This window comes from Gordonia amicalis NBRC 100051 = JCM 11271, from assembly GCF_000332995.1.
Lineage (GTDB): Bacteria > Actinomycetota > Actinomycetes > Mycobacteriales > Mycobacteriaceae > Gordonia > Gordonia amicalis.
This window is the reverse complement of the sequence record NZ_BANS01000019.1, coordinates 80,880-107,002: the sequence shown is the minus strand read 5'-3', so window position 1 is coordinate 107,002 and position 26,123 is coordinate 80,880. Positions and strand designations below refer to the sequence as shown.

General features: G+C 68.9%; 26 protein-coding genes. 14 read left to right on the top strand and 12 right to left on the bottom strand.

The window, feature by feature from the left end; translation table 11 throughout:
• The first annotated feature begins 3 nt into the window (after positions 1-3).
• Both GOAMI_RS10685 and GOAMI_RS10680 read left to right on the top strand, forming a co-directional pair.
• Positions 4-1,278: an HRDC domain-containing protein gene (locus tag GOAMI_RS10685; protein ID WP_006436510.1), complete on the top strand. Its 1,275-nt coding sequence runs from the start codon at positions 4-6 to the stop codon at positions 1,276-1,278.
• 80 nt (positions 1,279-1,358) lie between these two features.
• A complete protein-coding gene (locus tag GOAMI_RS10680; RefSeq protein WP_006436509.1) occupies positions 1,359-1,787 on the top strand; it encodes a type II toxin-antitoxin system Rv0910 family toxin in 429 nt (142 codons plus the stop codon).
• A gap of 22 nt (positions 1,788-1,809) precedes the next feature.
• On the opposite strand, the gene GOAMI_RS10675 is transcribed toward GOAMI_RS10680, so the two are convergent.
• From GOAMI_RS10675 to GOAMI_RS10660, 4 genes are all read right to left on the bottom strand, one after another.
• Complete coding sequence (locus GOAMI_RS10675; protein ID WP_006436508.1) at positions 1,810-2,910, bottom strand: carboxylate-amine ligase; 1,101 nt, start codon at positions 2,908-2,910, stop codon at positions 1,810-1,812.
• Between the two features lie 13 nt (positions 2,911-2,923).
• Complete coding sequence (dxs, locus tag GOAMI_RS10670; RefSeq protein WP_040004759.1) at positions 2,924-4,882, bottom strand: 1-deoxy-D-xylulose-5-phosphate synthase; 1,959 nt, start codon at positions 4,880-4,882, stop codon at positions 2,924-2,926.
• 122 nt (positions 4,883-5,004) lie between these two features.
• Positions 5,005-6,297, bottom strand: a complete 1,293-nt coding sequence (locus tag GOAMI_RS10665; protein ID WP_006436506.1) for a class I SAM-dependent RNA methyltransferase — start codon at positions 6,295-6,297, stop codon at positions 5,005-5,007.
• Complete coding sequence (locus GOAMI_RS10660; RefSeq protein WP_006436505.1) at positions 6,294-8,309, bottom strand: APC family permease; 2,016 nt, start codon at positions 8,307-8,309, stop codon at positions 6,294-6,296. Before GOAMI_RS10660 ends, GOAMI_RS10665 begins: the two co-directional genes overlap by 4 nt.
• 78 nt (positions 8,310-8,387) lie before the next feature.
• On the opposite strand from GOAMI_RS10660, the gene GOAMI_RS10655 reads away from it, so the two are divergent.
• Positions 8,388-9,053 carry a potassium channel family protein gene (locus tag GOAMI_RS10655; RefSeq protein WP_006436504.1) on the top strand — a complete coding sequence of 222 codons (666 nt, stop codon included), beginning with the start codon at positions 8,388-8,390 and terminating at the stop codon, positions 9,051-9,053.
• Positions 9,054-9,070: 17 nt separating this feature from the next.
• Positions 9,071-9,733, top strand: coding sequence for a potassium channel family protein (locus GOAMI_RS10650; RefSeq protein WP_006436503.1), 663 nt, complete (start codon positions 9,071-9,073; stop codon positions 9,731-9,733).
• Here GOAMI_RS10650 and GOAMI_RS10645 read toward each other — a convergent pair.
• The gene (locus GOAMI_RS10645) at positions 9,723-10,403 is read right to left on the bottom strand and encodes a DUF3159 domain-containing protein (protein ID WP_006436502.1); all 681 of its coding nucleotides are present in this window, start codon (positions 10,401-10,403) and stop codon (positions 9,723-9,725) included. The genes GOAMI_RS10650 and GOAMI_RS10645 overlap by 11 nt on opposite strands.
• On the bottom strand, positions 10,400-10,780 hold the full coding sequence (locus GOAMI_RS10640) for an OB-fold nucleic acid binding domain-containing protein (protein WP_006436501.1): 381 nt from the start codon (positions 10,778-10,780) through the stop codon (positions 10,400-10,402). The genes GOAMI_RS10645 and GOAMI_RS10640 overlap by 4 nt, the downstream gene beginning before the upstream one ends.
• A gap of 198 nt (positions 10,781-10,978) precedes the next feature.
• Between GOAMI_RS10640 and GOAMI_RS10635 the strand changes: the two genes are divergently transcribed.
• Positions 10,979-11,701, top strand: a complete 723-nt coding sequence (locus GOAMI_RS10635; RefSeq protein WP_040004749.1) for an alpha/beta hydrolase — start codon at positions 10,979-10,981, stop codon at positions 11,699-11,701.
• 19 nt (positions 11,702-11,720) lie between these two features.
• Here GOAMI_RS10635 and GOAMI_RS10630 read toward each other — a convergent pair whose 3' ends face one another.
• Positions 11,721-12,590 carry a DUF3710 domain-containing protein gene (locus GOAMI_RS10630; protein ID WP_006436499.1) on the bottom strand — a complete coding sequence of 290 codons (870 nt, stop codon included), beginning with the start codon at positions 12,588-12,590 and terminating at the stop codon, positions 11,721-11,723.
• A 76-nt stretch (positions 12,591-12,666) separates the two neighbouring features.
• A complete protein-coding gene (gene dut, locus GOAMI_RS10625; RefSeq protein WP_040004748.1) occupies positions 12,667-13,137 on the bottom strand; it encodes a dUTP diphosphatase in 471 nt (156 codons plus the stop codon).
• A gap of 23 nt (positions 13,138-13,160) precedes the next feature.
• Between dut and GOAMI_RS10620 the strand changes: the two genes are divergently transcribed.
• A complete protein-coding gene (locus GOAMI_RS10620; RefSeq protein WP_006436497.1) occupies positions 13,161-13,715 on the top strand; it encodes a DUF3093 domain-containing protein in 555 nt (184 codons plus the stop codon).
• Positions 13,716-13,830: 115 nt separating this feature from the next.
• On the opposite strand, the gene GOAMI_RS10615 is transcribed toward GOAMI_RS10620, so the two are convergent.
• Complete coding sequence (locus tag GOAMI_RS10615; RefSeq protein WP_006436496.1) at positions 13,831-14,130, bottom strand: DUF4193 domain-containing protein; 300 nt, start codon at positions 14,128-14,130, stop codon at positions 13,831-13,833.
• Between the two features lie 473 nt (positions 14,131-14,603).
• On the opposite strand from GOAMI_RS10615, the gene cei reads away from it, so the two are divergent.
• Positions 14,604-15,296, top strand: a complete 693-nt coding sequence (cei, locus tag GOAMI_RS10610) for an envelope integrity protein Cei (RefSeq protein WP_006436495.1) — start codon at positions 14,604-14,606, stop codon at positions 15,294-15,296.
• Positions 15,297-15,315: 19 nt separating this feature from the next.
• Here cei and GOAMI_RS10605 read toward each other — a convergent pair whose 3' ends face one another.
• The gene (locus GOAMI_RS10605; RefSeq protein ID WP_006436494.1) at positions 15,316-16,212 is read right to left on the bottom strand and encodes an inositol monophosphatase family protein; all 897 of its coding nucleotides are present in this window, start codon (positions 16,210-16,212) and stop codon (positions 15,316-15,318) included.
• A gap of 129 nt (positions 16,213-16,341) precedes the next feature.
• Between GOAMI_RS10605 and ppgK the strand changes: the two genes are divergently transcribed.
• The 4 genes from ppgK to GOAMI_RS10585 all read left to right on the top strand — a co-directional run bounded on the left by ppgK (position 16,342) and on the right by GOAMI_RS10585 (position 20,552).
• Positions 16,342-17,130 (top strand): polyphosphate--glucose phosphotransferase, encoded by a 789-nt coding sequence (gene ppgK / locus GOAMI_RS10600; RefSeq protein WP_024498516.1) that lies wholly within the window; start codon positions 16,342-16,344, stop codon positions 17,128-17,130.
• 55 nt (positions 17,131-17,185) lie between these two features.
• Positions 17,186-18,727 (top strand): RNA polymerase sigma factor, encoded by a 1,542-nt coding sequence (locus GOAMI_RS10595; RefSeq protein WP_081598228.1) that lies wholly within the window; start codon positions 17,186-17,188, stop codon positions 18,725-18,727.
• A gap of 418 nt (positions 18,728-19,145) precedes the next feature.
• Positions 19,146-20,147, top strand: coding sequence for a sulfite exporter TauE/SafE family protein (locus GOAMI_RS10590; RefSeq protein ID WP_006436491.1), 1,002 nt, complete (start codon positions 19,146-19,148; stop codon positions 20,145-20,147).
• A 198-nt stretch (positions 20,148-20,345) separates the two neighbouring features.
• Positions 20,346-20,552, top strand: coding sequence for a DUF7455 domain-containing protein (locus GOAMI_RS10585; RefSeq protein ID WP_006436490.1), 207 nt, complete (start codon positions 20,346-20,348; stop codon positions 20,550-20,552).
• A gap of 93 nt (positions 20,553-20,645) precedes the next feature.
• Here GOAMI_RS10585 and GOAMI_RS10580 read toward each other — a convergent pair whose 3' ends face one another.
• Complete coding sequence (locus GOAMI_RS10580; protein ID WP_006436489.1) at positions 20,646-22,400, bottom strand: DEAD/DEAH box helicase; 1,755 nt, start codon at positions 22,398-22,400, stop codon at positions 20,646-20,648.
• A gap of 298 nt (positions 22,401-22,698) precedes the next feature.
• Between GOAMI_RS10580 and GOAMI_RS10575 the strand changes: the two genes are divergently transcribed.
• On the top strand, positions 22,699-24,015 hold the full coding sequence (locus tag GOAMI_RS10575; RefSeq protein WP_006436488.1) for a YihY/virulence factor BrkB family protein: 1,317 nt from the start codon (positions 22,699-22,701) through the stop codon (positions 24,013-24,015).
• Between the two features lie 21 nt (positions 24,016-24,036).
• On the opposite strand, the gene GOAMI_RS10570 is transcribed toward GOAMI_RS10575, so the two are convergent.
• Positions 24,037-24,309 carry a DUF3039 domain-containing protein gene (locus tag GOAMI_RS10570; protein WP_006436487.1) on the bottom strand — a complete coding sequence of 91 codons (273 nt, stop codon included), beginning with the start codon at positions 24,307-24,309 and terminating at the stop codon, positions 24,037-24,039.
• A 146-nt stretch (positions 24,310-24,455) separates the two neighbouring features.
• Here GOAMI_RS10570 and GOAMI_RS10565 point away from each other — a divergent pair, with 146 nt between their 5' ends.
• Positions 24,456-24,896 carry a DUF3099 domain-containing protein gene (locus GOAMI_RS10565; protein WP_006436486.1) on the top strand — a complete coding sequence of 147 codons (441 nt, stop codon included), beginning with the start codon at positions 24,456-24,458 and terminating at the stop codon, positions 24,894-24,896.
• A 288-nt stretch (positions 24,897-25,184) separates the two neighbouring features.
• On the top strand, positions 25,185-26,123 hold the full coding sequence (locus GOAMI_RS10560; RefSeq protein ID WP_174324729.1) for a sigma-70 family RNA polymerase sigma factor: 939 nt from the start codon (positions 25,185-25,187) through the stop codon (positions 26,121-26,123).

Genomic DNA, 26,123 nt, shown 5'->3' with positions numbered 1-26,123 from the left:
ACCGTGGACACACCACCAGAGAACCCGACGCCGGAGGACGAGGCTCCCGAGGTCGAGCCGCTGCTCGCGCCCGCCGGCGGTGTCCCGCCGGTGCTGTCGACCGCGGCGGAGTTCGCCGACGCGGCGCGAGCACTCGCGGCGGGCGAGGGCCCCATCGCCGTCGACACCGAACGCGCCTCCGGCTACCGCTATTCGCAGCGTGCGTATCTGATCCAGATCAAACGACGCGGTGCCGGCAGCTTCCTGCTCGACCCCATCGCCGATCCCGGGGCCCTCGCCCCGGTGATCGACGCATTGCGCGGTCCCGAATGGGTGCTGCATGCCGCCGATCAGGACCTCCCGTGTCTGCGCGAGCTGGGTTTCGAGTGCGTCGAGCTGTACGACACCGAGTTGGCCGGTCGACTCCTCGGCCTGGCGAAGGTGAACCTGGCGGCCATGGTCGCCCAGTTCCTCGGCCTCGGCCTGCTCAAGGGTCACGGTGCGGCGGATTGGTCGCGACGGCCCCTCCCCGACGAATGGCTGAACTACGCCGCGCTCGACGTCGAGGTTCTGGTCGAGTTGCGGGACGCGATGGACGCGGCGCTGGCCGAATCCGGCAAGGACGGCTGGGCTCGTGAGGAATTCGCCTACGTCCTGTCCCGTCCGCCGGCACCGCCACGCACCGACCGATGGCGCAAGACCTCGAACATCCACACCGTGAAGTCCGCCCGCGCCCTCGCCGCGGTGCGCGAATTGTGGATGGCGCGTGAGGAATTGGCCGAACGGCGGGATGTCGCCCCGGGCCGGGTGCTGCCCGACACCGCGATCGTGAACGCCGCCACCGCCGACCCCCGGTCCAACTCGGAGCTGACCCGCCTGCCGATCTTCGGCGGTCCCCGCCAGCGACGCCAGGCCGGGATCTGGCTCAGTGCCCTCCAACGGGCCCGCGAACTGCCCGACAACGAGTTGCCGGCCCGCAAGACCAACGGCCCCGGACTGCCACCGGTGAGTCGCTGGGAACAGCGCAACCCGGAGGCCGCGGCCCGGATGCAGAAGGTGCGTCCCGCTCTCAAAGAGGTCGCCGAGAGCCGCAACCTCCCGGTGGAGAACCTCCTCGCCCCCGATGTGGTCCGCCAGCTGTGCTGGGACGGACTGCGGAAACCGGTCACCACCGAGGCGGTGGACGCGCATCTCGCCGCCGCCGGAGCCCGTCCCTGGCAGCGGCGGCTGAGCGTCGACGCGCTGACCGAGGCCCTGCGCGGGGGCGGCGCGACCGAGACCGGCGACGGACCCGAATAGGCAGCGGCCGACCTGGGTAAGAGACTCCCCGACAGGCACGACCTCGCACCAGGCACGACCTCACGGAATGGGAGCACTCAGTGGCCACAGTCTCCGTCGGCATCGACTCGGACCTCGACCCCAGCGCGGCCTGGGCACTCGCCGCCAACCTCTCGCGCTTCGACGAGTGGATGACCATCTTCGGCGGCTGGAAGTCCCCGGTCCCCGCCACGATCGACGAGGGGACGAAGGTCTCGTCGCTGATCAAGGTGAAGGGGTTCCGGAACGTCATCCACTGGACCGTCACGCAATACGACGAGCCCAGGCTGATCGCGCTCGCCGGCACCGGGCGCGGCGGCATCCAGATCGACCTCGCCATGAAGGTCGACGAGATCGCCGACGGTTCCTACTTCGATCTGTCCGCCGAGGTGTCCGGCGGATTGCTCAACGGACCCGTCGGGAGCCTGGTCGCCAGGGTGCTGGAGTCCGATGTGCACAAGTCGATCTCGAATCTCGCCACCCTGCGCTGAGAGCCCGGGCCGAGATCGACCGTCACCGGTCGACGCGCACGGTGGCCGCGCGGGTGATCGCGGGCGCCGAATGAGTCTCGCGGAAGATGCGCCGCTGACGTGACGCGCCGTTCCCCTCGCTCCACGTCCGGCGCAGCGCGGCGTCGACCTCCTCGCGCTGTCCCAACCGGTTCAGCGCCGGTCCGACCACGGTGACGAGCTCAGAGATCCTGGTCCAGGCGGGCATGCGCCCGCCCGTCACGGGATCGAGTGCGTCACCGTCGAGACCGTCATGGGCCGCCTTCCAGTAGGCGGCCGCCAGCACCATCGGATCGAGTGTGGCCGAGACGGATTCGGCCCCGCGCTCCACGTCGTCGAGCGCGGTCATCACCGCGGCGCGGACGATCGTGGCGAAGGCCCGGGCCTCGTCCACGCGCATCTGCACATCGGCCGCGCGGATCTCCACGGTCGGGAGATGATCCGACGGCCGGGCATCCCAGTAGAGCATGTGCGGGTCGAGGATCACACCGGTCGCCACCAGCAGCTCCACCAGCTCGGCGAAATGGGCCGCCGATCGCAGGTGCGGCGGCGGACCCGCGGCCGGCCATCGGGACCACAACACCGACCGCCAGCTCGCATGACCCGAGTCGGCATCACGGTAGATCGCGGAGTTGGCCGTCAGGGCGAGCAGCGCGGGTAGCCACGGGCGCAGCCAGTTGCACACCGCCACGGCGGCGTCCCGGTCGGGTACGCCGACGTGGACGTGACAACCGTTGATGCCCTGTTCGTGGGCGAGCATGCCGTATCGTCCGGCCATCGCGCGATACCGCGGCGTGTCGGTCACCGGGAAGGACTCCGGGACCCGCGGCGGCAGTCCGCATGCGACGACGTCGACCCCCACGTCGTCGGCAGCCGCCGCGACGATGCTCCGCAGCCGGTACAGGTGATCACCGATCTCCTTGGCGGTGTCGGAGGTCGGGGTGGCGATCTCGACCTGACATGAGGTGAGCTCCAGGGCGAGGTCGAGTCCACGAGCCGAGGCCGCCGCGGCCACCTCGCGGTTGCGTGCGACCGGACGTGCCGTCTCGCGGTCGACGAGGACGAATTCCTCCTCGACACCCAGCGGCGGCACCTGCCCGGCCACGTGTCCTCCGATGTCAGTCCTCGGCGCGGCTCTCCGCGGGATCGGCGGGGTTCTCGAGCTGGCGTTCCAGCGCGGGACCGGCCTGCATTCCCGCCACCGTCGCGGTGATCGAACGGGCGAGGTCCTGGGCGGTCAGACCGAGCTCGCCGAGGATCTCCCCGCGCGAGGCGTGCTCGATGAATGTCTGCGGGATGCCCTTGATCTGCACCGGAACCGGTACCTCGGCCGCCGAGAGTGCTCCCGCGACAGCCGATCCCACACCACCGCTGACGCATCCGTCCTCGAGGGTCACGACCAGGCGGTGACGACGGGCGACCTCGACCACCGAGGTCGCGACCGGCAGTACCCAGCGCGGGTCGATGACCGTGGCCTCGATGCCCTGCCGGGCCAGGCGCTCTGCGGTGTCGACGGCCAGGCTGCAGAAGGCGCCGGCCGCGACGATGACCACATCGCCGGTCGCCGGACCGAGATCGTGGTCGCTGCGGTGCAGCACGTCGACACCGTCGTCGAGTCGCTCGACCGCCCGGATGTCCTCCGGCACCGCACCTTTGGGGAAACGGAGCGCGGTCGGGCCGTCGTCGACGCCGAGGGCCTCGTCGAACTCCTCGCGCAGCCGGACCGCGTCACGCGGCGCGGCCACCCGCAGGCCGGGAACCATCGCCATGAGCGACAGATCCCACATGCCGTGGTGGCTGGGCCCGTCGGGTCCGGTGATGCCCGACCGGTCGAGGACGAGGGTGACCGGTTGTCTCAACAGCGCGACGTCCATCAGCAGCTGATCGAACGCGCGGTTGAGGAAGGTCGAGTAGATGGCCACGACCGGATGCAGGCCGCCGAGGGCGAGGCCCGCCGCCGAGGTCATCGCGTGCTGTTCGGCGATGCCGACGTCGAACATGCGGTCCGGGTAGCGCTCGCCGAACGGCGTCAGTCCGGTGGGTCCGGGCATCGCAGCGGTGATCGCGACGACATCGGGACGGTTGGCGCCGGCATCGAGCAGTGCCGCGGAGAAGACCTTGGTCCAGTCCTGCGGGGCGACGCTCGTGGGCCGGCCGGTGACCGGGTCGATGATCCCGGTGGCGTGCATCTGATCGGCCACGTGGTTCTCGGCGTGGGCATAGCCCATGCCCTTGCGGGTGACGGTGTGCACGATGACCGGGCCGCCGAAGTCACGGGCATGCCGCAGAGCCGACTCGACGGCACCGACGTCGTGTCCGTCGACGGGTCCGACGTACTTGAGGCCGAGGTCGGTGAACATCGCCTGGGGCGCCAGCAGGTCCTTGAGGCCGCTCTTCACCCCGTGGAGCACCGCGTAGGCGGGTTCGCCGACCACGGGCATCTGCTTGACGACGCGCCTACTCTCGTCGAGGAACTTCTCGTAGGCGGGCTGCAGGCGCAGACCCGAGAGGTGACTCGCCAGGCCGCCGATGGTCGGCGCGTAGGACCGGCCGTTGTCGTTGACGACGATCACGACGGGCCGATTGCACGCGGCGATGTTGTTGATCGCCTCCCAGCACATACCGCCGGTGAGCGCACCGTCGCCGACCACCGCGACGACGGTTCGGTCCGGCTGCCCGGTCAGTTCGAAGGACTTGGCCAGGCCGTCGGCGTAGGAGAGGGCCGCCGAGGCGTGCGAGGACTCGATCCAGTCGTGTTCGGATTCCGCGCGCTCCTGGTAGCCGGTCAGGCCGCCACGCTGGCGCAGACTGTCGAACCCGTCTTTGCGGCCGGTCACGATCTTGTGGACGTAGCACTGGTGGCCGGTGTCGAAGAGGACCGGATCGTGCGGTGAGTCGAAGACACGATGGATCCCGAGGGTCAGTTCGACCACCCCGAGGTTCGGTCCGAGATGGCCGCCGGTGGCCGCCACCTTCTCGATCAGGAACGTCCGGATCTCGGAGGCGAGAGTCTCCAACTCCGCTTCCGCCAGTGACCGCAGATCGGCCGGCGAGCTGATCCGGTCGAGCACACTCATCGTTTCCTCCATCGCGCGACGCCGCCGGAGACACCCCCGGCCCATAACCAGTCAGTCTACGGAAGCATTCGGATCCACCCCGCCCCGCGGATGGTCGACGGACCCACACCGCGGGTGACGGCTCAGGCCGGCACCAGACACGCGACCGCCTCCACATGGTGTGTCAGCGGGAAAGCGTCGAAGCCGCGGACCTGCGCGACGCGATATCCGGAACGGACGAAGAGACCGAGATCACGCGCGAACCGCGCCGCATCACAGCCCACGTGCACCACCACGGCCGGTCGGGCGGCGGTGATCGCGTCGACGACGCGCTCGCCGGCACCGGTACGCGGCGGATCGAGGACGACGATGTCGGGCGCCTCGCCGAGGGCGTGGATCCGGACCGCCACCTCACCCCGGTGGGTGACCACGCGGTCGCCGTCGTCGGCGAAGGTCTCCGACGCGGCCGCCAGCGCACCGGCGTCGGAGTCGACGATGTGGACCTCGTCGAGGCCCGTGTCGTATGTGTCCAGCAGGGCGCCGGCGAACACCCCCGCACCGCCGTAGAGGTCCCAGGCGACCCGGGGGCCGGAATCGAGATGTTCACCGACGAAACCGACCACCGTGTCGGCGTAGGTCTGCGGCGCGGCGCGGTGCGCCTGCCAGAATCCGGTCACCGGGATGTTCCACGAGCGGCCGCCGACGCGGTGCACCGCGAACTCGGCGCCCTCGACGACGACCTGTGCGCGGGGTCGGGAACGGCGCCGACGGTTCTGCTGAGCGCGCCGGCGGGGGTCGCCGTGACGAACCTCGGCGATCGGCGCGAGTTCGGTGATGTGCCGGGTGCCGTCGGCGTCGAGGACCACCGCCAGCTCGGCGTGCGGCGTGAACCGGCGACCGGCGAGGTCGTCGACCATCCCCGCCGCCGGCTGTACGCAGACGTCGTGGATCACCGCGGAACCGCGGAACGCGTGCTGCCCGGCGCGACCACGTCCGTCGACGGCCAGCCGCGTCCGGATGCGCCAGCCGGTGTCGGTTCCGGGCAACCGGTCGACCCCGCGGGTCGCGAGGTCGGTGTCGGCGATCGTCGCCTCGTCGAGATGGCCGACCCGGCTCAGGACGTCGAGCAGCACGGCCTGCTTCAGATCGCGCGCATGCCCGGGTTCGATGTGCCCGAGGTCGCAGCATCCCGCTCCCCCGGCCGCCGCCGGGCACGCCACCGGAATCCGATACGGCGACGGGTCGAGGATCTCGACGGCCTCGGCCCGCCAATACGAGTCGTGACGGTCGTCGGTGACCTCGGCGATCACACGCTCACCGGGGATCGCGCCGCGTACGAACAGCACCCGGCCGTCGGCACGGCCGACGGCCTCCCCGCCGTTCGCCGGACGGTCGACGGCGACCTCGACCCGGCGCGCCGGGGGCGATGGCGTCATGGGGTGCGCTCCGATTCGCCGAGGGCGCGGCGGGTCTCACCCGGCGCCCAGTACCTCTTGGTCTCCTTGCGGCGGTCCGACGACGTGAGCTGCCAGGGCACCGAGGTCACCATCACCCCGGGCTCGAACAGCAGGCGCCCCTTGAGCCGCAGCGCGGACTGGTTGTGCAGGATCTGCTCCCACCAGTGTCCGACGACGTACTCGGGGATGAACACGGTCACCACGTCGCGCGGCGACTCCCGGCGCACACGCCGCACGTAGTCGATCACCGGCCGGGTGACCTCACGGTACGGGGAGGCGATGACCTTCAGCGGGACCGTGATGTCGCTGGCCTCCCACTCGGACACGAGTTTGCGGGTGTCGCGGTCGTCGACGTTCACCGTGATCGCCTCGAGGACGTCCGGTCTCGTCGCCCGGGCATAGCGCAGGGCACGCTTGGAGGCCATGTGCAGACTCGACACGAGAACGATCGAATGCGTCCGGCTGGGCAGCACGCCCTCGTCGTCGGTCTCGGCCCGATCGAGTTCACGTTGTACCGACGCGTAGTGGTGGTGGATCAGCTTCATCAGCACGAAGATCGAGACCATCGCCAGCACCGCGATCCACGCGCCCGCGGTGAATTTCGTGATCAGGACCACCACGAGGACCGTCGCCGTCATCACCAGGCCGATCGAGTTCACCACCCGCGACTGCACCATCCGGCGCCGGGCGCTCGGGTCGGTCTCGGTGCGCAGCAGACGCGTCCAGTGCCGCACCATGCCGGTCTGACTCAGCGTGAACGAGACGAACACGCCGACGATGTAGAGCTGGATCAGCGCGGTCACCTGCGCGCCGAAGGCGACCACGAAGATGATCGCCGCGACGGCCAGGAACAGGATGCCGTTGCTGAACGCCAGCCGGTCACCACGGGTGTGCAGCTGACGCGGCAGATACCGATCCTGGGCCAGCACCGAACCGAGCACCGGGAAGCCGTTGAACGCGGTGTTCGCGGCCAGCAACAGGATCAGCGCCGTCACGGTCGCGACGAAGAAGAAACCGGCCGGGAACGAATCGAACACCGCGTGCGCGAGCTGCGCGATCATCGCCTTCTGCTGATAGCCCTCGGGAGCGCCGACGAGGTCCTGGGCGGGATCCATCACGTACTTCGCGCCGATCTCCTGGGCGAGGAGGACGATGCCGAGCAGCAGGGTGATCGAGAAGCCACCGAGCATCAGCAGCGTGGTCGCGGCGTTGCGCGACTTGGGTTTCCGGAAGGCCGGTACGCCGTTACTGATGGCCTCGACCCCCGTCAGCGCGGCACACCCGGAGGAGAACGATCGGGCCACGAGGAACGCCAGCGCGAGCCCGGTGAGGTTGTCCTGTTCCGCCACGATTCCGAAGTCGGCGGTCTCCGAACGGATCTCCTCGCCGAGGACGAAGATCTCGGTGAAGCCCCAGATGAGCATGCCCAGCACGCCGACGATGAAGGCATAGGTCGGGATGGCCAGCACCGCCCCGGATTCCTTGATGCCGCGCAGGTTCACCGCCGCCAGGATCACGATCGCCCCGACGCAGAACCAGACCTTGTGCTCGTTGACGAACGGAACGGCCGAACCGATGTTCTCCGCCGCCGAGGTCACCGACACCGCTACGGTCAGTACGTAGTCGACCAGCAGGGCGCTGCCGACGGTGAGGCCCGCATTGGGTCCCAGGTTGACGGTGGCGACCTCGTAATCGCCACCACCCGACGGATATGCGTGCACGTTCTGCCGGTAGCTGGCGACCACCACCGCGAGGACCACGGCGACGGCGATCGCAACCCACGGGGTGAAGGTGAGAGCGGTGATCCCGGCGACCGAGAGGACCAGGAAGATCTCCTGTGGCGCATACGCCACGGAGCTCATCGCGTCGGAGGCGAAGACCGGGAGGGCGATGCGCTTGGGTAGCAGGGTGTGGCCCAGCTTGTCGCTGCGGAAGGGCCTGCCGAGCAGGAGCCGCTTCGTCGCAACGGACACCTTGGAGACGGTGGACACCAGGCAACCCTAGAGCGTCCGCGTCGTGGCGGGTAGGTTCGACTCGCGGCACGCACGCCGCATCGGGAGAGGAATGTCGTGCAGGTAGTCATCATGGGTTGCGGGCGGGTCGGATCGTCGCTCGCGATGGCGATGCAGAAACGCGGACACGACGTCGCGATCATCGACCGGGACCCGTCCGCCTTCTCGCGGTTGTCCGCCGACTTCGCGGGCCGCACGATCACCGGCGTGGGGTTCGACCGGGACATCCTGGTGAAGTCCGGGATCGAGCACGCCGACGCCTTCGCCGCGGTCTCCTCCGGTGACAACTCCAACATCATCGCCGCGCGGGTCGCCCGGGAGACCTTCGACGTCGAACGTGTCGTCGCACGCATCTACGACGCCAAACGCGCCGAGGTCTACGAACGGCTCGGCATCCCGACCGTCGCCACGGTGCCGTGGACGACCGAACGGTTCGTCTCCGCGCTCGGTGAGACGGCGACGGCGGAGTGGCGTGACCCGTCGGGTTCGCTCGCGGTCGCCGAGGTCGACGTCCACGAGTCGTGGATCGGGGTCTCGGTGGGCAGGTTCCAGGAACAGACCGGTGCCCGCGTGGCCTTCCTCAACCGGGTCGGCCGACCGGTCCTGCCCGACGCCAAAACCGTTCTCCAGCAGGACGACGTGATCTATGTCGCCGTCCTGCTCGACAATCTGGTCAACGCGCGCCGGGTCGCCGCGGAACCGTTCACCCATCCCGAATCCTGAGTGACGAGGAGTCATCCGTGAAGGTCGCCATCGCCGGAGCCGGCGCGGTCGGGCGCTCGATCGCCCGCGAACTCCTGGTCAACTCGCACGACGTCACCCTGTTCGAGCGGAAGGCCGATCACGTCGACCCGGACGCGGTACCGGGTGCGAAGTGGATTCTCGCCGACGCGTGCGAGCTCACGAAGCTCGAGGACGCGCAGCTGCAGACCTTCGACGTGATGATCGCCGCGACCGGTGACGACAAGGCCAATCTGGTCGTGAGCCTGCTCGCCAAGACCGAGTTCGCGATCAACCGGGTCGTGGCCCGGGTCAACGACCCGCGCAACGAGTGGCTGTTCGGCGACGACTGGGGTGTCGACGTCGCGGTGTCGACCCCGCGCCTGCTCGCCTCCCTCGTCGAGGAGGCGGTGTCGGTGGGGGATCTGGTCCGGCTCATGACCTTTCGACAGGGCCAGGCCAATCTCGTCGAACTCACCCTGCCGGCGAACACACCGGTGGCGGGCAAACCGGTCCGCAAACTCGAGCTACCGCGGGACGTGGCACTGGTCGCGATCCTGCGCGGCGGGCGTGTCATCGTGCCGCAGAGTGACGACCCGATCGAGGGCGGTGACGAACTGGTCTTCATCGCGCCGGCCGAGGCGGAACCCGCGCTCTACGACGCCATGCGGATCACGCGCTGACGGTCTCCTCCTCGCGGACCGCGCGGCGGACGAGCAGGACGGTCGCGAGCACCGCCAGGGCCGTCAGCGGCCATCCCATCGCGATCCGCGCGAAGGCCAGCCATCCGGTGGCACCGAGGTCGTAGAGCTCGGACTGGGTGAGATAGCGTGCCGCGAAGACCAGTGCCCCCAGGGCGGTGGCGATGTCGTAGGCGCGCAGCGTCCGGCCATGCCTTCGCCAGGCGGTCCCCTGCCCGTTCACCAGATGCCAGGCGACGCCGATCAGGGGCCAGCGCACCAGGATGGAGACCACGAACACCACCGCGTAGACGAGGGTGGTCCAGATCCCGAACAGGAAGTACCCCTTGGCGTCCCCCACGCGACTGGCGATGAACACGCAGATCGCGACGCCGAGGAGGCCGGAGATCGCCGGGGTGAGACCTTCGCGGCGGATGATCCGCACGCCGAAGACGAGGGCTGCGGCGGCGAGCGCGGCGACGATGGCGGCCCGGAGGCCGAGGAACGAGTTCACCGGTACGAACACCACGACCGGAACCGTGGAGTAGATCAGCCCGGAGACGCCGCCGATCTGTTCCAGCACCGTCGGGGTCGGGGCGAAACCCGAGTCCGGTTCGACGTCGTGGCCGATGGACTCGTCACCCGGCTCGCCGGTGTCGCTCGTGGGAGTCACTCGTCGTCGCTGCCCTGCAGCTCGTAGTAGGGGTTGTAGATCACCTTGTGACCGTCCTGCAGGGCGAGACGTCCCCGCACGGTCACCTTGCGGCCGGGTTCGATACCCGCGATGCGATTGCGGCCCAGCCACTTGAGCATGACGATGTCGGAGCCGTCGAAGAACTCCGCCTTCACGCCGGCCTTGGCCGCGCGTGAACACGTCTCCACCGCACGCAGCTCACCGTGCATGGTGACCTCCTCGCCGCGAGTGCAGTCCGACGCGCGTTGTGCGCCCGTCGCCTTCGACTCCTCCGCGATTCGCTCCGCTTCGACGTTCCCGAGATCTTCGGTGAGTCGGCGGGTCAGACGCTTGAGATAGCCAGCAGTGGTGGGCATCCCAACCTCCCAATGGATTTCAGCCGGGCACCAGGCTTTCGCGTCAGCGTCCGTGGCCACCGAACGATTGATCGGTGGCTGTCCGCCAGCGTAGACCCGGCATCGGCCGGTGACAACGTGGACGACCGGGGCTCACCCGCAGTCCCGGGACACCCTAGGGGATGATCTCCTGGTGCCCTGCATCCGGATGAACATTTGATGCCCCGAATGGACCGTCCGTCCACACGAACACCCACCGCGCTGGTGGTGATTCCCGGGACCGGCTCCGATGCCGACCACGTCACACGTGCCTTCGGTCACGCCGCGGCGATGCTCGGGGTCGAGCTCGTGGCGCTCGAGCCGACGCCGGATCTGGTCGCCGGTCATCGGCGTGGTCTCGAACGTGCGACCGTCGAACACGACTCGGTTCTGGTCGGCGGAGTGTCGATCGGCGCCGCCATCGCCCTCGAATGGGCCCTCACCGACACCGGTGACCGATGTGCGGGCGTGTTCGCGGCGCTGCCCGCCTGGAGCGGCGACGCCGATTCCGCGCTCGCCGCGGCGAGCGCACGGGCGACCGCCGACGCGATGGAACGCGACGGGCTCGACGCGACGGTCGCCGCGATGGCCGCGAGCAGCCCGGACTGGCTGGCCGCCGAACTCTCCCGCTCCTGGGGACGCCTGCACCCCGAGGTCATCGGACAGCTGCGCGATGCCGCGGACTACTCGGCGCCCACACCGGAGCAGATCGCCCGACTCACCGTTCCACTGGCACTCGTCGCGGCCCCGGACGACGCCATCCACCCGATCGCGGTCGCCCGCACCTGGCATGACGCCGCGCCGCGTTCGTCACTGGTCGAGGTCACCCTCGAGGGGTGGGGCCGCGATCCCGCACTGCTCGGCGACAGTTGCCTCGCCGCATACACGCGCCTGTCGAGGTGAGACCCCGGCCGAAACGGATTCAGCGACGACGGAAGAAGCGCTGCATCGCCGAGCCCGACGACGGCGGCAGCGGGGCGTCGTCCTCGGGATCCGGGTCGGCGGTGACCGACGGATCGTCGTGGCCGCCCGAACCGCCCTCGGCCGGGGCGTCGGTATAGGTGTTCTCGCCGTAGACCGCGGCGTGCGCCACCTGGTCCAGCGCTCCCCCGGCGACGGCCTCCGACTCGTCGTCGGAGCCGGCCACCTCGCCGGCAGGTGCCTGGGGTCGGGCCGGGGTCTCCGCGCCCGCCTCCGCCTCGGCGAAGATCTGCTGCTGGGCGGCGGCCACCTGATCGGCGAGGACCGGCGGCAGGACGATCGGAAGCGGTTCCCGCGGCGGGTGCGGATCCGAACCGCGACGCACGACGGTCTCGGCCAGCACGGCACGACTCAGGCGCGCGAGGTCCTCGGCGCTCTCCGACGGCCCGCTACCGACACAGCGCACCAGCCACCGGGGGCCGTCGACGCCGATGAAGCGATGCGTGGCGCCCTCGACCTCGGCCACGACCTCCCGGCCCCAGTGGCCGTCCTCGATGCTGGTCGCAGCGCCGCCGTCACGCAACGACTCGGCCAGTTCGCGGACCACCTCGCGCCACGTACCCGGCGACTTGGGCGCCGCGAACGCACTCACCGAGATCCGGCCGATCGGGGTGACCAGGTAGACGTTCTGCGGCTGGTGTGCCTCCGACATCTCGACGGTGACCTGCCCGCCCTCGACCACCGGGACGAGCACCGACCCCAGGTCGAGGTGGGAGTTCTCCAGCTCGTGGGGTTCCGTCGCGAGGGCGTCGATGTCGTAGGGGCCCAGTGCCTGACCGACCCGCAGTTCATCCGAACCGTTCTTCGTCATCGTCTACTCCTCGTCAATCCGCGTTCCGTGTGAACAGTAATCGACGCGGCGTCGGACCGACCTCGGCGTGTCGTGCTCAGCTCAGGATGGCGTGGCCGCCACTGGATCCGTATCCGCCGTCGCCGCGGCTGGTGTCGTCGAGTTCCTCGACCTCGACGAAATCGGGAAGCTCGACGCGCTGCACGATCAGCTGCGCGATCCGGTCACCGCGCGAGATGGTGATGGACTGCTCGGGGTCGAGGTTGATCAGGCACACCTTGATCTCCCCCCGGTAGCCCGCGTCGATGGTGCCCGGGGTGTTGACGATGGAGAGGCCGGCGCGCGCGGCCAGTCCGGAGCGCGGGTGGATCAGGCCGACGGTGCCGAACGGCAACGCGATCGCGATCCCGGTACCGACCAGCTGACGTCGTCCCGCCGGCAGTTCCAGGTCGATCGCCGAGCACAGGTCGACGCCCGCATCCCCGGAATGTGCTCGGGTGGGCAACGGCAGATCAGGGTCGAGTCGACGTACCGCGATGGGCGGCAGAGGGGGAAGAGCTGTGGTCACGCACGCAGACTACGCTGGTCACCGTGACCGCACCCCAATCGCCTGACAACACCGGCGGCACGTCGGAGAATCCGGCGGCTCGCCGGGACGCCGGTTCCGCGGACCTCTTCGAGGAGCGTCTCACCGTGCCGTGGTGGTGGTGGCTGGCCGCCGCCGTCGTGACCGGTGTGGTGGGCTACGAGATCCAGTTGTCCGCCCACGGCAGCAAGTGGAGCGTGATCGGCTACGTCGTCACCGCGATCCTCAGCGTCCTGGTGCTGTGGTCGATGAGCCGTACCCGCGTCCGGGTGACCGCCGACCGCGAACTCCAGGCACATCGCGCGCGCCTGCCGCGGGCCGTCGTCGCCCGCGGGGCCTCCATCCCGGCGACCGCCAAGAGTGCCGCCCTCGGCCGTCAGCTCGACCCCGCCGCCTATCTGGTGCACCGCTTCTGGGTGAAGACGATGGTCCTCGTCGTACTCGACGACCCCGACGACCCGACCCCCTACTGGCTGGTGTCCACCCGGCGCCCCTCCGAACTGCTGGCCGCTCTCGACCTCCCCGATGCCGCGGCCGACCGCCCGTCGGCCGGCGCCTGACCGATCGACCCGCACCCATACGACGAAGGGGCCGCGCCTGATGGCGCGGCCCCTTCTTCGTCAGGCCCTGTGGGTCAGGGAGTCGTCGTACACTTCCGCGGGTGTCCCGCGGATCTCATGCGCAGTCGACGCAGATCAGCGAGTTGCCGTTCTCCTCCGCCAGCCGGCTGCGGTGGTAGACGAGAAAGCAGCTGGTACAAGTGAATTCGTCAGCCTGTTTCGGGACGACCCGAACCGACAGCTCTTCACCGGAGAGGTCCGCACCGGGCAGCTCGAAGGACTCCGCGGTGTCGCTTTCGTCCACGTCGACCGCCGCGGACTGCGCCTCGCTGCGGCGGGCCTTCAGTTCCTCGAGCGAGTCTTCGTTGAGGTCCTCGGCCTCGGTGCGTCGTGGCGCATCGTAATCAGTAGCCATTGTGTGCCTTACTTGTTCAGAGAGTGAGGGGGCGCTCTCGGTTCCGGCTCGTGGCCATCACCTGAGGGTGTGCGCACGACTCCGCCGGGATTGTCTTGCCGGTGGGGTCACTACAACGTCGTCTAGAGCACGATTCGTACCCAATAATCCGGCGTATTGTGTGACTTCGGTCACGGTTTGATGTCGGTTGCACCCCGAGGCTGGAAGCGCGGGCGCCCGAAGAATAGACCATGCCCGGTCAATCGTCAATGTGGCAACGCGAACTCGTCCGGAATCTGGCGATTCAGGCAGGTCGGACGCCTCGGAGACGGCGAGACACGGCTCCCGCGGCGAGGCTCGCACCCACCATGGGATCGACCCTCTAGAGTGTTGCGGAGATTGCGCGGGGCATCGCTCCCGGTGAAGTACATCCGCTCGAGCAGTGCGCCCACGGCGTGGCCGAGTGGGAAATCCCAGTGAGGAGTCGTTCCACGGTGGTCTCGAAGATTACGACCGGCTACCCGACCGACGAACAGGGCCGCCCGTACCCGCGGCGCCGGTACGCCCCGGCGATCATCACGGTGGTGGTCCTGCTGGTCCTCGGCGTCGTCGTCTGGGCGATCGTCCTCGGCGGCGACGACAGCGAATCGGTCCCCACCGCATGCAATCAGCCCACCCCGTCGACCGCCGTCGAACCCGGCGCACAACAACCGGCCGAACCGCCCGTCCTCAACCAGGTCCCGCGCGACGAGATGCTGGAGGTCGCTCCCGCCGCACTGTCGACCTTCCAGGTCCGGGTCCTCAACGCATCCGAGGAACGGGGCGCTGCCCGGTCGGTGTCCGAGGACCTCGCCGCGCAGGGTTTCACGCCGGCCGCCGACACCCCGTTCGCCGACGATCCCGTCTACGCGAACCGAGATCTCAACTGCGTGGCACAGATCCGGTTCGGGCCCGCCGGCCGTGCCGCCGCCGCGGCGACCTGGCTCGCGTTCCCCTGCGCCCAGCTCGTCGACGACGGACGCCGTGGCACCGGGGTCGATGTCGCCCTCGGCACCTATCACTCGGGCGGCGAGCTCTCCCAGGACGCGCAGGCGGCACTCGAGGCGTTGCGGTCGGCCGATCCCAAGAACCCCGAGACCGGCGCCGATCCCGCGTTGGTGAAGGCGGTCCACTCGGCTCCGTGCTGAATCGGCCCCACCGACCCCGCTAGGTCAGCGGTTCCCGGGCTCCGGCCCCATCGAGCAGGGCGAGGAACTCGTCGGCGATCCCCGGCGCCACCGCCACGGTGATGTGCCCCTCGTCCGCGCGCGAGTCCGGCGGCGGGGTCACCACGACCGCACCCGCCTCGGCGGCGATGAGACCACCGGCCGCCCAGTCCCAGGGACTGAGACCGTGCTCGTAATGAGCGTCGACGGCGCCGGAGGCCACCATGCACAGGTCGAGTGCCGCGGCACCGATCCGCCGGATGTCCCGCACCCGCGGGAGCAGCTCCGCGACGATCCGTCCCTGCGCGCGCCGACGGTCCGCGGCATAGCCGAAACCGGTTGCCACGAGGGCGAGTTCCGCACGATCGACGGCGTTGCACCGCAGCGGTACGCGCAGGCCGTCGCCGTCGGCCACCCAGGCACCGCCACCGAGGGTGGCGCCATAGACCACCTCGCGCGCCACGTCGACGACGACACCGGCGACCGAGCGACCGTCGACCTGCGCGGCGACCGACACCGCGTAGGCCGGGACCCCGTACATGAAGTTGACCGTGCCGTCGATGGGGTCGACCACCCAGCGCACGCCGGACGGGACGGCGCGACTCCCACCGTGCTCCTCCCCCAGGACCTCGTCGGTGGGCCGGGACTCGTGCAGGCGCTGCCGGATCAGCCGTTCGGTCTCGGTGTCGGCGACGGTGACCGGGTCGGTTTCCGTCGACTTCGTCGAGACGGGGTTCACGGCGGCCGACCCGACGGGTGCCGCGTCCACTGTCGGCGGCGTTGTCGCACCGAACAATTCGGGTCGGCGACGTCGCACGTGGGCGGCCGCCTCCTGCGCCACGTCCACCGCTATGGCGGCCAGTTCGTCCACCGGAATTGTCTGATCCACGTGTTCCATGTCAGCACATCGGCGGCCGGGGCCGCTCACCGGTGACGTGAAGTGCCGCATCCGGAGGATGCCGCGCGGGCGGCTGCGGGCGCCGATAGCCTGGTGTCGATCACCGCCGGCCCGGAAGGGGACTCCGCCATGACCGAAACGCCCGCCACCGACGATTCGCCGTCACCCACTCATCTGGGCTTCGGCGTCGACGTCGGCGGCTCCGGAATCAAGGGCGGCATCGTCGATCTCGACTCCGGTGAACTCGTCGGCGATCGATTCAAGGTGCTCACCCCGCAGCCGGCCACCCCGGAGGCGGTCGCAGCCGCCGTCGCCGAGGTCGTCGCCCATTTCGACTGGGCGGGTCCCGTCGGCATCACCCTGCCGGGCGTGGTCACCGAGGGCATCATGCGGACCGCCGCCAACATCGACAAGGGGTGGATCGGTACCGACGTCTACGAACTGTTCAGCCGGCACCTCGGCGGACGCGCGGTGTCGGTGCTCAACGACGCCGACGCGGCCGGGATGGCGGAGGACGCCTACGGCGCCGGCAAAGGTGTCGACGGCGTGGTGATGTTGCTGACGTTCGGCACCGGCATCGGGTCGGCGATCCTGATCAACGGCAACCTCGTGCCCAACACCGAGCTGGGCCATATGCAGGTCGGCAAGAAGGAGGCCGAGCACCAGGCGTCCTCGCGGATCAAGGAAGAGAAGGGCTGGTCCTACGAGAAGTGGACCGAGAAGGTCTCCGACGTGCTGAAGGCCTACGAGGCACTGTTCTGGCCCAAGGTGTTCATCGCCGGCGGCGGCATCAGCCGCAAGGCCGACAAGTGGATCCCGCTGCTCACCAACCAGACCCCGGTCGTGGCGGCCACGCTGTTGAACACCGCCGGGATCGTCGGCGCGGCGATGGCCGTCTCACAAGGCCTCAAAACCTAGGCCGCGCCTGGATTGACCAGGGCTTTGTCACATCGGACCTGCCGATGTCGTTACAATGGTCGTCACCGGTCATCTGAACCGAGAAACCAAGCCCTTGTCCACGGCGGCTCGTGCTGCCGTGTCACGTCTCACAAGACCCGACAAAGACACCGCAGAAGAGAAGTTCGAAAGGTTGTACGTGGCAGCCATCAAGACCCGCCAGGGGGACGCCGAGGCCGACGAAACCCAGTCGACCACCGCCTCGACCGAAGCCCCGGCCAAGCGGACCGCCAAGAAGGCTGCGAAGAAGACCGCTGCCCGTAAGGCGCCTGCGAAGAAGGCAGCAGCGAAGAAGGCCACCAAGAAGGCAGCCCCCAAGAAGGCTGCCAAGAAGGCCACCTCCGCCGAGGGTGTGGACAACACCGACGCCGAGCCCGACGACCCGGACTCGATCGACGACATCGACGGTCCCGACGCCGATCTCGAGGACGTCGAGATCGACGACGATCTCGAGGTCGACGACGAGGACGACGAGGACGACGCCGAGGACGAGGAAGCCGAAACGGCACCCGCCGGCGCCAAGACCCCGGCCAAGGAGTCGGCGAAGACCGAACCCGCCGCCAAGTCCGGCGACTTCGTCTGGGACGAAGAGGAGTCGGAGGCACTTCGCCAGGCCCGCAAGGACGCCGAGCTCACCGCGTCGGCCGACAGCGTGCGTGCCTACCTCAAGCAGATCGGCAAGGTCGCCCTCCTCAACGCCGAGGAAGAGGTCGAGCTGGCCAAGCGCATCGAGGCCGGCCTGTTCGCCACCGAACGTCTTCGCCGCATGATGGATTCCGGCGAGAAGATCAGCACCGCGCAGAAGCGCGACCTGAACTGGATCTCCCGCGACGGCAACCGTGCGAAGAACCACCTGCTCGAGGCCAACCTCCGACTGGTCGTCTCGCTCGCCAAGCGCTACACCGGCCGCGGCATGGCGTTCCTGGATCTCATCCAGGAGGGCAACCTCGGTCTGATCCGCGCGGTCGAGAAGTTCGACTACACAAAGGGTTACAAGTTCTCGACCTACGCCACGTGGTGGATCCGCCAGGCCATCACCCGCGCGATGGCCGACCAGGCCCGCACCATCCGCATCCCGGTGCACATGGTCGAGGTCATCAACAAGCTGGGCCGAATCCAGCGTGAACTCCTCCAGGACCTCGGCCGCGAGCCGACGCCCGAGGAGCTCGCCAAGGAGATGGACATCACCCCGGAGAAGGTGCTGGAGATCCAGCAGTACGCCCGGGAGCCCATCTCTCTCGACCAGACCATCGGCGACGAAGGCGACAGCCAGCTCGGCGACTTCATCGAGGACTCCGAGGCAGTCGTCGCGGTCGACGCGGTGAGTTTCACCCTCCTCCAGGACCAGCTGCAGTCGGTCCTCGAGACGCTCTCCGAGCGCGAGGCGGGTGTCGTGCGTCTGCGCTTCGGTCTCACCGACGGCCAGCCGCGCACCCTCGACGAGATCGGCCAGGTCTACGGCGTCACGCGTGAGCGCATCCGCCAGATCGAGTCGAAGACGATGTCCAAGCTGCGCCACCCGTCGCGGTCGCAGGTCCTCCGGGACTACCTGGACTAGTCACGCACTCTCCGTCGCCCCCGTTGCCGTCACTCGGCGACGGGGGCGAATGCGTTGTCGGGGCCGGATCCCGGTTCCGTGTCGAGCAGGGCATCTCGACTTCTGTCAAGGGTTGTACGCGGATAGATTCCGAGACGGGCCGGAAGATTCTGTTTCCGCAGGTTACTGCGTACGCTGACCCGGTGCCGTATGCGTTGACGTCGTCCGGGAGCAGCCCCCATGGTCCCCTCTTGGCGAGTGGTCCCCTTCTGGTGACCCGTCCCACCGTCGATCTGCTGCGGGTGGCCTCGATGCTGTGTCGCTGATGCGACCGACCCCACCTGGGACCGTCCTGTCCCCACCCGTCATCGCGAGCCCTTCGTGCGCTCGTCCCAGCCTCGGCGCGCCCTGACCACGTGCCAGCCCCGAAAGATCCTCCATGAGAACGATTGTCCTGATCGGCCTCGTCGGCCTCGCCGCTCAGCTCGTCGACGGCAGCCTCGGTATGGCTTACGGCGTCACCACCACCACGCTGCTCCTCGCGATCGGCACCAACCCGGCTGCGGCGTCGGCCACCGTCCACCTCGCCGAGATCGGCACCACGCTGGTGTCCGGTGTCTCCCACTGGAAGTTCGGCAACGTCGACTGGCGCGTGGTCCGCCGCATCGCCATCCCGGGTGCCATCGGCGCCTTCCTCGGTGCGACGATTCTCGCCAATCTGTCGACCGAGGCGGCCGCACCCCTCATGGCCGTCATCCTGCTGCTGCTCGGGCTCTACATCCTGATCCGTTTCACCTTCCAGGGCATCCCCCGTCACAACCTCGGCAAGCCGCTGCGCAAACGCTTCCTGAGCCCGCTGGGCTTCGTCGCCGGCTTCGTCGACGCCACCGGTGGCGGCGGCTGGGGGCCGGTCGGTACCCCGGCGATCCTGGCCAGTGGCCGGCTCGAGCCCCGCAAGGTGATCGGTTCGATCGACACCAGTGAGTTCATCATCGCCGTCGCCGCGAGCCTCGGCTTCCTGTTCAGCCTCGGCTCGCAGGGCATCAACTTCGCCTGGGTCGGCGCCATTCTCGTCGGCGGTGTCATCGCCGCCCCGATCGCCGCCTGGCTGGTCCGCCACATCCCGCCGCGCCTGCTCGGCGCCTCGGTCGGCGGCCTCATCGTCCTGACGAACACGCGCAGCCTGCTCAAGAGCGACTTCATCGACGCCCCCGGCGGCGTGCGGAACATCTTCTATGTCGTCATCGCCCTCGGGTGGGCGGCCGCCTTCGCCTACTCGCTCCGCGAATACCTGCGCGACCGCGAGAACGAGTCCTCAGACGCGATCACGCACTTCCGCGAGGAGCAGGAGGTGACGCTCGTCGGCGCCGACACCGATGCGCAGGTGCCGGATGCGGACTCCGATGCGGCGGGCTCCCAGGCGCCGACCCCCGCCGGCTGACCACGCCCTGACGGTTTCCGGCAGACGTTGTCACATTGTTGCCCGAGGTAAACGGTGAGTGACGACACACCGGTGGCACCTGCCGGAACAATACGAACCCGCCGAACGTCTGACAGAGTGAGGTTGACGCATCGCCCGGATGTGTCGGCTCGAAGGGAAGGCGACCGGACACCGGCGCCGGACCGGGACGGAGGAACCATGACTGACATCGCCACCACAGCCCCGATCTACCTGCCGCTCACCGCCGCCGATCGCTGTGATCGCTGCGGCGCAGCAGCCAAGGTACGTGCCGTCCTGCCCAAGGGCGGCGAGCTTCTCTTCTGCCGTCATCACTTCAACGAGCACGAAGCCCGCCTGGTGGAGCTCAGCGCCACCGTGGTCGAAGCCGCGGGCGAACTGGTCTGACATCGTCATGGCCTGACGGGCGACAGCCACAGACGAAGAAGAACCCGGCCGGATCATCCGGCCGGGTTCTCTCGTATTCGGTTCCGGTGTCGGTCAGCGCCACGTCCGCAGTGCGGCAATGCGTTCCTTGAGCTGCTCGGCGCTGGCCATCGCCGTCGGCGGACCGCCCAACCTGGTTCGGAGCTCGTTGTGCACCATGCCGTGCGGCTTGCCGGTGCGGTGATGGTGCATGGCGACCAGGGTGTTGAGTTCCTTGCGCAGCGCGTGCAGGTTCTCCCCCGTGGTGCCGGGAGCGCGCCCGGGCTCCGGTTGTTCGGACGCGGACTCCGCCGCGGGGGCCGACGTCCGGGACACGACCTGCTCGGCCTGGCGCTTCTGCAGGAGTGCCCGCACCTGGTCGGCGTCGAGGAGCCCCGGCAGGCCGAGATAGTCCGATTCCTCGTCGCTGCCGGCGAAGGTCGCCGTGCCGAACGACGCGCCGTCGAAGATGACCTGGTCGAGTTCGGCGTCGGCGTGCAGCGACTGGAACGCCGGCTCGTCCTCCCCCGGTTCGTCCTTCTGTTTGTTCGCGTCGATCAGCAGCTGATCGTCGAGACCGTCGCTCTCGCGGTGCGGCTTCCCGAGGACGTGGTCGCGCTGGGCCTCCATCTGGCTCGCGAGGTCGAGCAGCACCGGGACGGACGGCAGGAACACGCTCGCGGTCTCGCCGGGGCGCCGCGACCGCACGAATCGACCGATCGCCTGCGCGAAGAACAGCGGCGTCGACGAGCTGGTGGCGTAGACGCCGACCGCGAGCCGCGGCACGTCGACGCCCTCGGACACCATGCGCACCGCGATCATCCACTCGTCCTTCGACGCGGAGAACTCAGCGATCCGCGACGACGACTTGAGGTCGTCGGAGAGGACCAGGGTCGGCTGCTTGCCGGTGATGGCGGTGAGCAGTTCGGCATAGTCGCGGGCGGTCGACTGGTCGGTCGCGATGACCAGACCGCCTGCGTCGGGCATGCCGCTGGCACGCAGCTGGCCGAGCCGGGTGTGAGCGGCGGTGAGGACCGCGGGGATCCAGTCGCCGTGGGGATCCAGGGCGGTCCGCCAGGCCCGGGCGGTGTGCTCGGCCGACAGCGGCTCACCGAGACGAGCGGTGAACTCCTCACCGGCGCTGGTCCGCCAGCTCGCCTCACCCGAGTACGCGAGGAACACCACCGGACGGACGACGCCGTCCTTCAGGGCGTCGGCGTAGCCGTAGGTGTGGTCGGCCTTGGAACGCTGGTTTCCGCCGGGTTCGGGCTCGTAGACGACGAACGGGATCGGCGAGTCGTCGGAGCGGAACGGCGTACCGGTGAGCAGCAGTCGGCGTTCGGCGTCGTCGAAGGCCTCGCGGATCGCTTCGCCCCACGACTTGGCGTCGCCGCCATGGTGGATCTCGTCGAGGATCACGAGGGTCCGCCGGTTCTCGGTGCGGACACGGTGCTTGGTCGGGTGTGCCGCGACCTGGGCGTAGGTGAGGACCACGCCGTTGTAGTCGGAGCTGGTCTGACCGGCCGAGTTGGAGAAACGCGAATCCAGTGCGATACCCACGCGCGCGGCCGCCTCCGCCCACTGGTGCTTGAGGTGCTCGGTCGGCGCGACGACGGTGATCTGCTCGACGGTGCGGTCGTCGAGCAACTCGCGGGCGACCCGTAGACCGAACGTCGTCTTACCGGCGCCGGGGGTCGCCACCGCGAGGAAGTCCTTCGGCTTGCGCGTCAGGTACTTGGTGAGTGCACGGCGCTGCCACGCACGCAGCTGAGGCCGGTTGGGGGCCGCGGCTTCGGTCCCGGCGCTGGTGGAGGGTTCGGCTGACGTCACGTGTGTGCTGCTCCTGACGGCGTACGGATTCCCTACCGGGCATGAAATGACCCCTCGCGTTGGGAGGACCCGCGCCGAAGGGGACCCGGCAATCGTACCGCCGGGGCCGCCCCGCGCCCGCATCGCGACACCCCCTCGACGCGGCTCGCCGACAGCCGCGTGGGCATCCCCGTGTGGTCACTCCGAACGACGCGCCTGGTGACCCGGGTACCCTTCTGGGCCCTCGATCGGGGATATTGAACTCATCACAACGCGAAAGAGGAACCCGGTACCGCTGTCCGGCGACGCGACGTCGCCGGTGGCTGCCGTGTGTCCGAATCCGTCGAACGCCGTGACCGCTCCGCTCGACACCAGTCCGCGCGACACCAGTCCACTCGACACCCCGTTCCGAACTCCTCGCCGGCCCGCCCCGTTCGTCGGGGACACCTCGGCGCCCGGCGACACCGCTCCTGCATCGCGAGACGTCCCCGTCGTGCCCGAATCCCCCAGGAAGACGACCGGAGGAGAGAAGCAGGCGAAGCCCGAGGATGCCGAGAAGGAGGAGAAGCCCGAAGGCGTCGACGAACCCGTCCCCGCGAGCCGCGCGAAGCCGGCCGACCCCGACGGCACCGAGGACGAACCCGGCCCCCCGGTACTGCCCAACATCCACCGGGTGGTGTGGCGCACGATCGTGAAATCCTGGGACGACGGGATCATCGGTTGGGCGGCGCAGGCCGCGTTCTGGCAGGCGCTCTCCCTGCCCCCGCTACTGCTCGGGCTCCTCGGCTCGGTCGGTTACGTCGCGGGCTGGTTCGGCCCCGGCACCGTCGACATCGTCTACGACCGCATCATCGAATTCGCGCAGCGCACCTTCACCGAGACCGTCGTCGACGACCTGATCACCCCGACTGTCGACAGTGTGCTGGGCCGGGGCCGCATCGGACTCATGTCGGTGGGTTTCATCCTGTCGCTGTGGGCGGGCTCCTCGGCGATGTCGTGCTTCATCGCCTCGATCACTAAGGCGCACGACCAGCACGAGGTCCGACATCCGGTGTGGCAGCGCTTCTTCGCGCTGTTCCTCTATGTCGGCTTCCTCTTCGTGGCGGTGTTCCTGCTGCCGCTGGTCGCCCTCGGACCGAACTATCTGCGGGCCATCGTGCCCGCGTCATGGGGATCGTTCGTGACCACACTCATCGACTACGGCTACTTCCCGTTCGTCGCCGTCCTGCTGCTGTTCGTCCTCACCACGCTCTACCACCTGGCACTGCCCAATCCGCTCCCGTGGCACCGGCTCATCGGCGGCGCGATCGTCGCGGGCGTCTTCTTCTGGGTCGCCAGCTACGTCTTGCGCATCTACCTGACGAAGATCACCGAGGCCGGCGTGTCCTACGGTGCGCTGGCGACGCCCATCGCCTTCCTGCTGTTCACCTTCTCGCTCGGCTTCGGCATCGTCATCGGCGCCGAGTTCAACGCGGCGGTGCAGCAGTTCTGGCCGGCCAAGGCGTCCACGACGACCCAGGTCCGGCATTGGGTCAACTCGCAGACCTCCGACATCACCGGTCAGCTCAAGACGATCCCCGACCGGCTGTCGTCGGGACCGATCCGCCGGCCCACGCGTGACCGCGGGAGCGACTGACCGGTCCCGGCGCCCGCTCGGCTACTTGCGCAGCTTGGCGTAGATCTTCTTGCACTTCGGGCACACCGGCGAACCCGGCTTGGCCGCCCGGGTCACCGGGAAGGTCTCGCCGCACAGCGCGACGACGTGGCTGCCCATCACGGCGCTCTCCGCGACCTTGTCCTTCTTGACGTAGTGGAAGAACTTGGGCCGGTCGTCGTCACTGCTGTCGGTGGCGTCGGCTTCGGACCGCTCGTCGGTCTCGGTGTCGGTCCACTCGTCGAGATCGGGGCGTTCGATGGTTTCAGTTGCCATTGCTCTATTGTGCGTCACCGGGGCACCCGGGGCACAGAGAGGTCGCTGCGCATCCGGCACAGGGCGGCACCCGGGCCCGGAATCCGTGAGTGCAAAGAGCAACCGAAAGTGGGACAGTGGAGAGGGTGTTCGAACAAAGGGATTCCATGGGCGCGAACGGCAACGAGCCGCACGGCCACCACGAGGACTCGAAGCGCTTCGGCAGGTCGGAACATCCGGCCGTGCCCGCCGAGACCTTCCTGATCACCGACGCCCAGGACTCCCTCGAGGCGCAGCAGAAGGCCCGTGTCCGCAAGTACCTGATCATGATGGCGTTCCGCGTCCCCGCGCTGATCATCGCCGGCATCGCCTACTCGCTCACCGGTTCGGGGCTTCTTGCGCTGGCCATCGTCGCCGTCTCCATCCCCCTGCCCTGGATGGCGGTGCTCATCGCCAACGACCGGCCGCCACGCAAGCGGGGTGAGGTTCCGCTCTACAAGTACGGCGCCGATCATCACGTCGTCGGCCCGCCCGCCCTCTCGCGCACCGAACAGCAACTCCCCCACCGCACCGTCGACGGTCACGTCGTCGATCCCGACGACGACTGAGTCACCGTCGATCCCGACGACCGACTGGGCGGGACCGCAGTGGGTTCCCCCGCGCCCGACATCTCAGCAACTTCTCAGCCGTCCCTGCGAATCGGTGAAAGTCTTCGCAGGTCACCAAGCCTCCTCCGGGTTTGCGACGAATCACTTTCGGGAACTATCGCCAACGCATGGACGTTGGACCCAGTGAACGTATTCAAGTCAGGAGGCCGCATGTCACGCTCGACAGTTGCACGTTCGACCCCGACCACAGGTTTCGCGGATCCGTCCGCCCCGGGCACCCGCCCGGCGATGACGGAACAGGATCTCGACGCCCAGTCACCCGCCGCGGACCTCGTCCGCGTCTACCTCAACGGGATCGGACGCACTGCTCTCCTCAACGCAGAGCAGGAGGTCGAACTCGCCAAGCAGATCGAGGCCGGCCTCTACGCCAAGCACGTCCTGGCAACCAAGAAGCGCCTCTCGGCAACCAAGAAGCGCGACCTGGCGACCATCGTCCGCGAGGGTGAGGCCGCACGGTCCCACCTGCTCGAGGCGAATCTCCGTCTCGTCGTCTCGCTGGCCAAGCGCTACACCGGTCGCGGAATGCCGCTCCTCGACCTCATCCAGGAGGGCAACCTGGGTCTGATCCGCGCCATGGAGAAGTTCGACTACGCGAAGGGCTTCAAGTTCTCGACCTACGCGACGTGGTGGATCCGCCAGGCGATCACCCGCGGCATGGCCGACCAGAGCCGCACCATCCGGCTCCCCGTCCATCTCGTCGAGCAGGTGAACAAGCTCGCCCGCATCAAGCGTGAGCTCCACCAGCAGCTCGGTCGCGAGGCCACCGACGATGAACTGGCCAGCGAGTCGGGCATCCCGGCCGAGAAGATCGCCGATCTGCTCGACCACAGCCGCGACCCGGTGAGCCTGGACATGCCGGTCGGCAGCGACGAGGAGGCCCCGCTCGGCGACTTCATCGAGGACGCCGAGGCCACTTCCGCCGAGAACGCCGTCATCGCCGGTCTGCTGCACTCGGACATCCGTGCGGTACTGGCGACCCTGGACGAGCGTGAACAGCAGGTCATCCGGATGCGCTACGGCCTCGATGACGGCCAGCCGCGCACCCTCGATCAGATCGGCCGCATGTTCGGGCTGTCGCGCGAGCGCGTGCGGCAGATCGAGCGCGAGGTCATGGGCAAGCTCCGCGCCGGCGACCGTGCCGAGCGTCTGCGCGCCTACGCCAGCTGA

Bases quoted from the DNA above. Each gene is read 5' to 3' on its own strand.
- GOAMI_RS10570 (WP_006436487.1), bottom strand. From the start codon at position 24,309: ATGGCAACTGAAACCATCGAACGCCCCGATCTCGACGAGTGGACCGAC.
- GOAMI_RS10605 (WP_006436494.1), bottom strand. From the start codon at position 16,212: ATGGAACACGTGGATCAGACAATTCCGGTGGACGAACTGGCCGCCATA.
- GOAMI_RS10630 (WP_006436499.1), bottom strand. From the start codon at position 12,590: ATGACGAAGAACGGTTCGGATGAACTGCGGGTCGGTCAGGCACTGGGC.
- GOAMI_RS10665 (WP_006436506.1), bottom strand. From the start codon at position 6,297: ATGACGCCATCGCCCCCGGCGCGCCGGGTCGAGGTCGCCGTCGACCGT.
- GOAMI_RS10595 (WP_081598228.1), top strand. From the start codon at position 17,186: ATGGTCGTCACCGGTCATCTGAACCGAGAAACCAAGCCCTTGTCCACG.
- GOAMI_RS10590 (WP_006436491.1), top strand. From the start codon at position 19,146: ATGAGAACGATTGTCCTGATCGGCCTCGTCGGCCTCGCCGCTCAGCTC.
- ppgK (WP_024498516.1), top strand. From the start codon at position 16,342: ATGACCGAAACGCCCGCCACCGACGATTCGCCGTCACCCACTCATCTG.
- GOAMI_RS10615 (WP_006436496.1), bottom strand. From the start codon at position 14,130: ATGGCTACTGATTACGATGCGCCACGACGCACCGAGGCCGAGGACCTC.
- GOAMI_RS10565 (WP_006436486.1), top strand. From the start codon at position 24,456: ATGGGCGCGAACGGCAACGAGCCGCACGGCCACCACGAGGACTCGAAG.
- GOAMI_RS10640 (WP_006436501.1), bottom strand. From the start codon at position 10,780: ATGCCCACCACTGCTGGCTATCTCAAGCGTCTGACCCGCCGACTCACC.
- dxs (WP_040004759.1), bottom strand. From the start codon at position 4,882: ATGAGTGTGCTCGACCGGATCAGCTCGCCGGCCGATCTGCGGTCACTG.
- GOAMI_RS10585 (WP_006436490.1), top strand. From the start codon at position 20,346: ATGACTGACATCGCCACCACAGCCCCGATCTACCTGCCGCTCACCGCC.
- GOAMI_RS10560 (WP_174324729.1), top strand. From the start codon at position 25,185: ATGACGGAACAGGATCTCGACGCCCAGTCACCCGCCGCGGACCTCGTC.
- GOAMI_RS10635 (WP_040004749.1), top strand. From the start codon at position 10,979: ATGCCCCGAATGGACCGTCCGTCCACACGAACACCCACCGCGCTGGTG.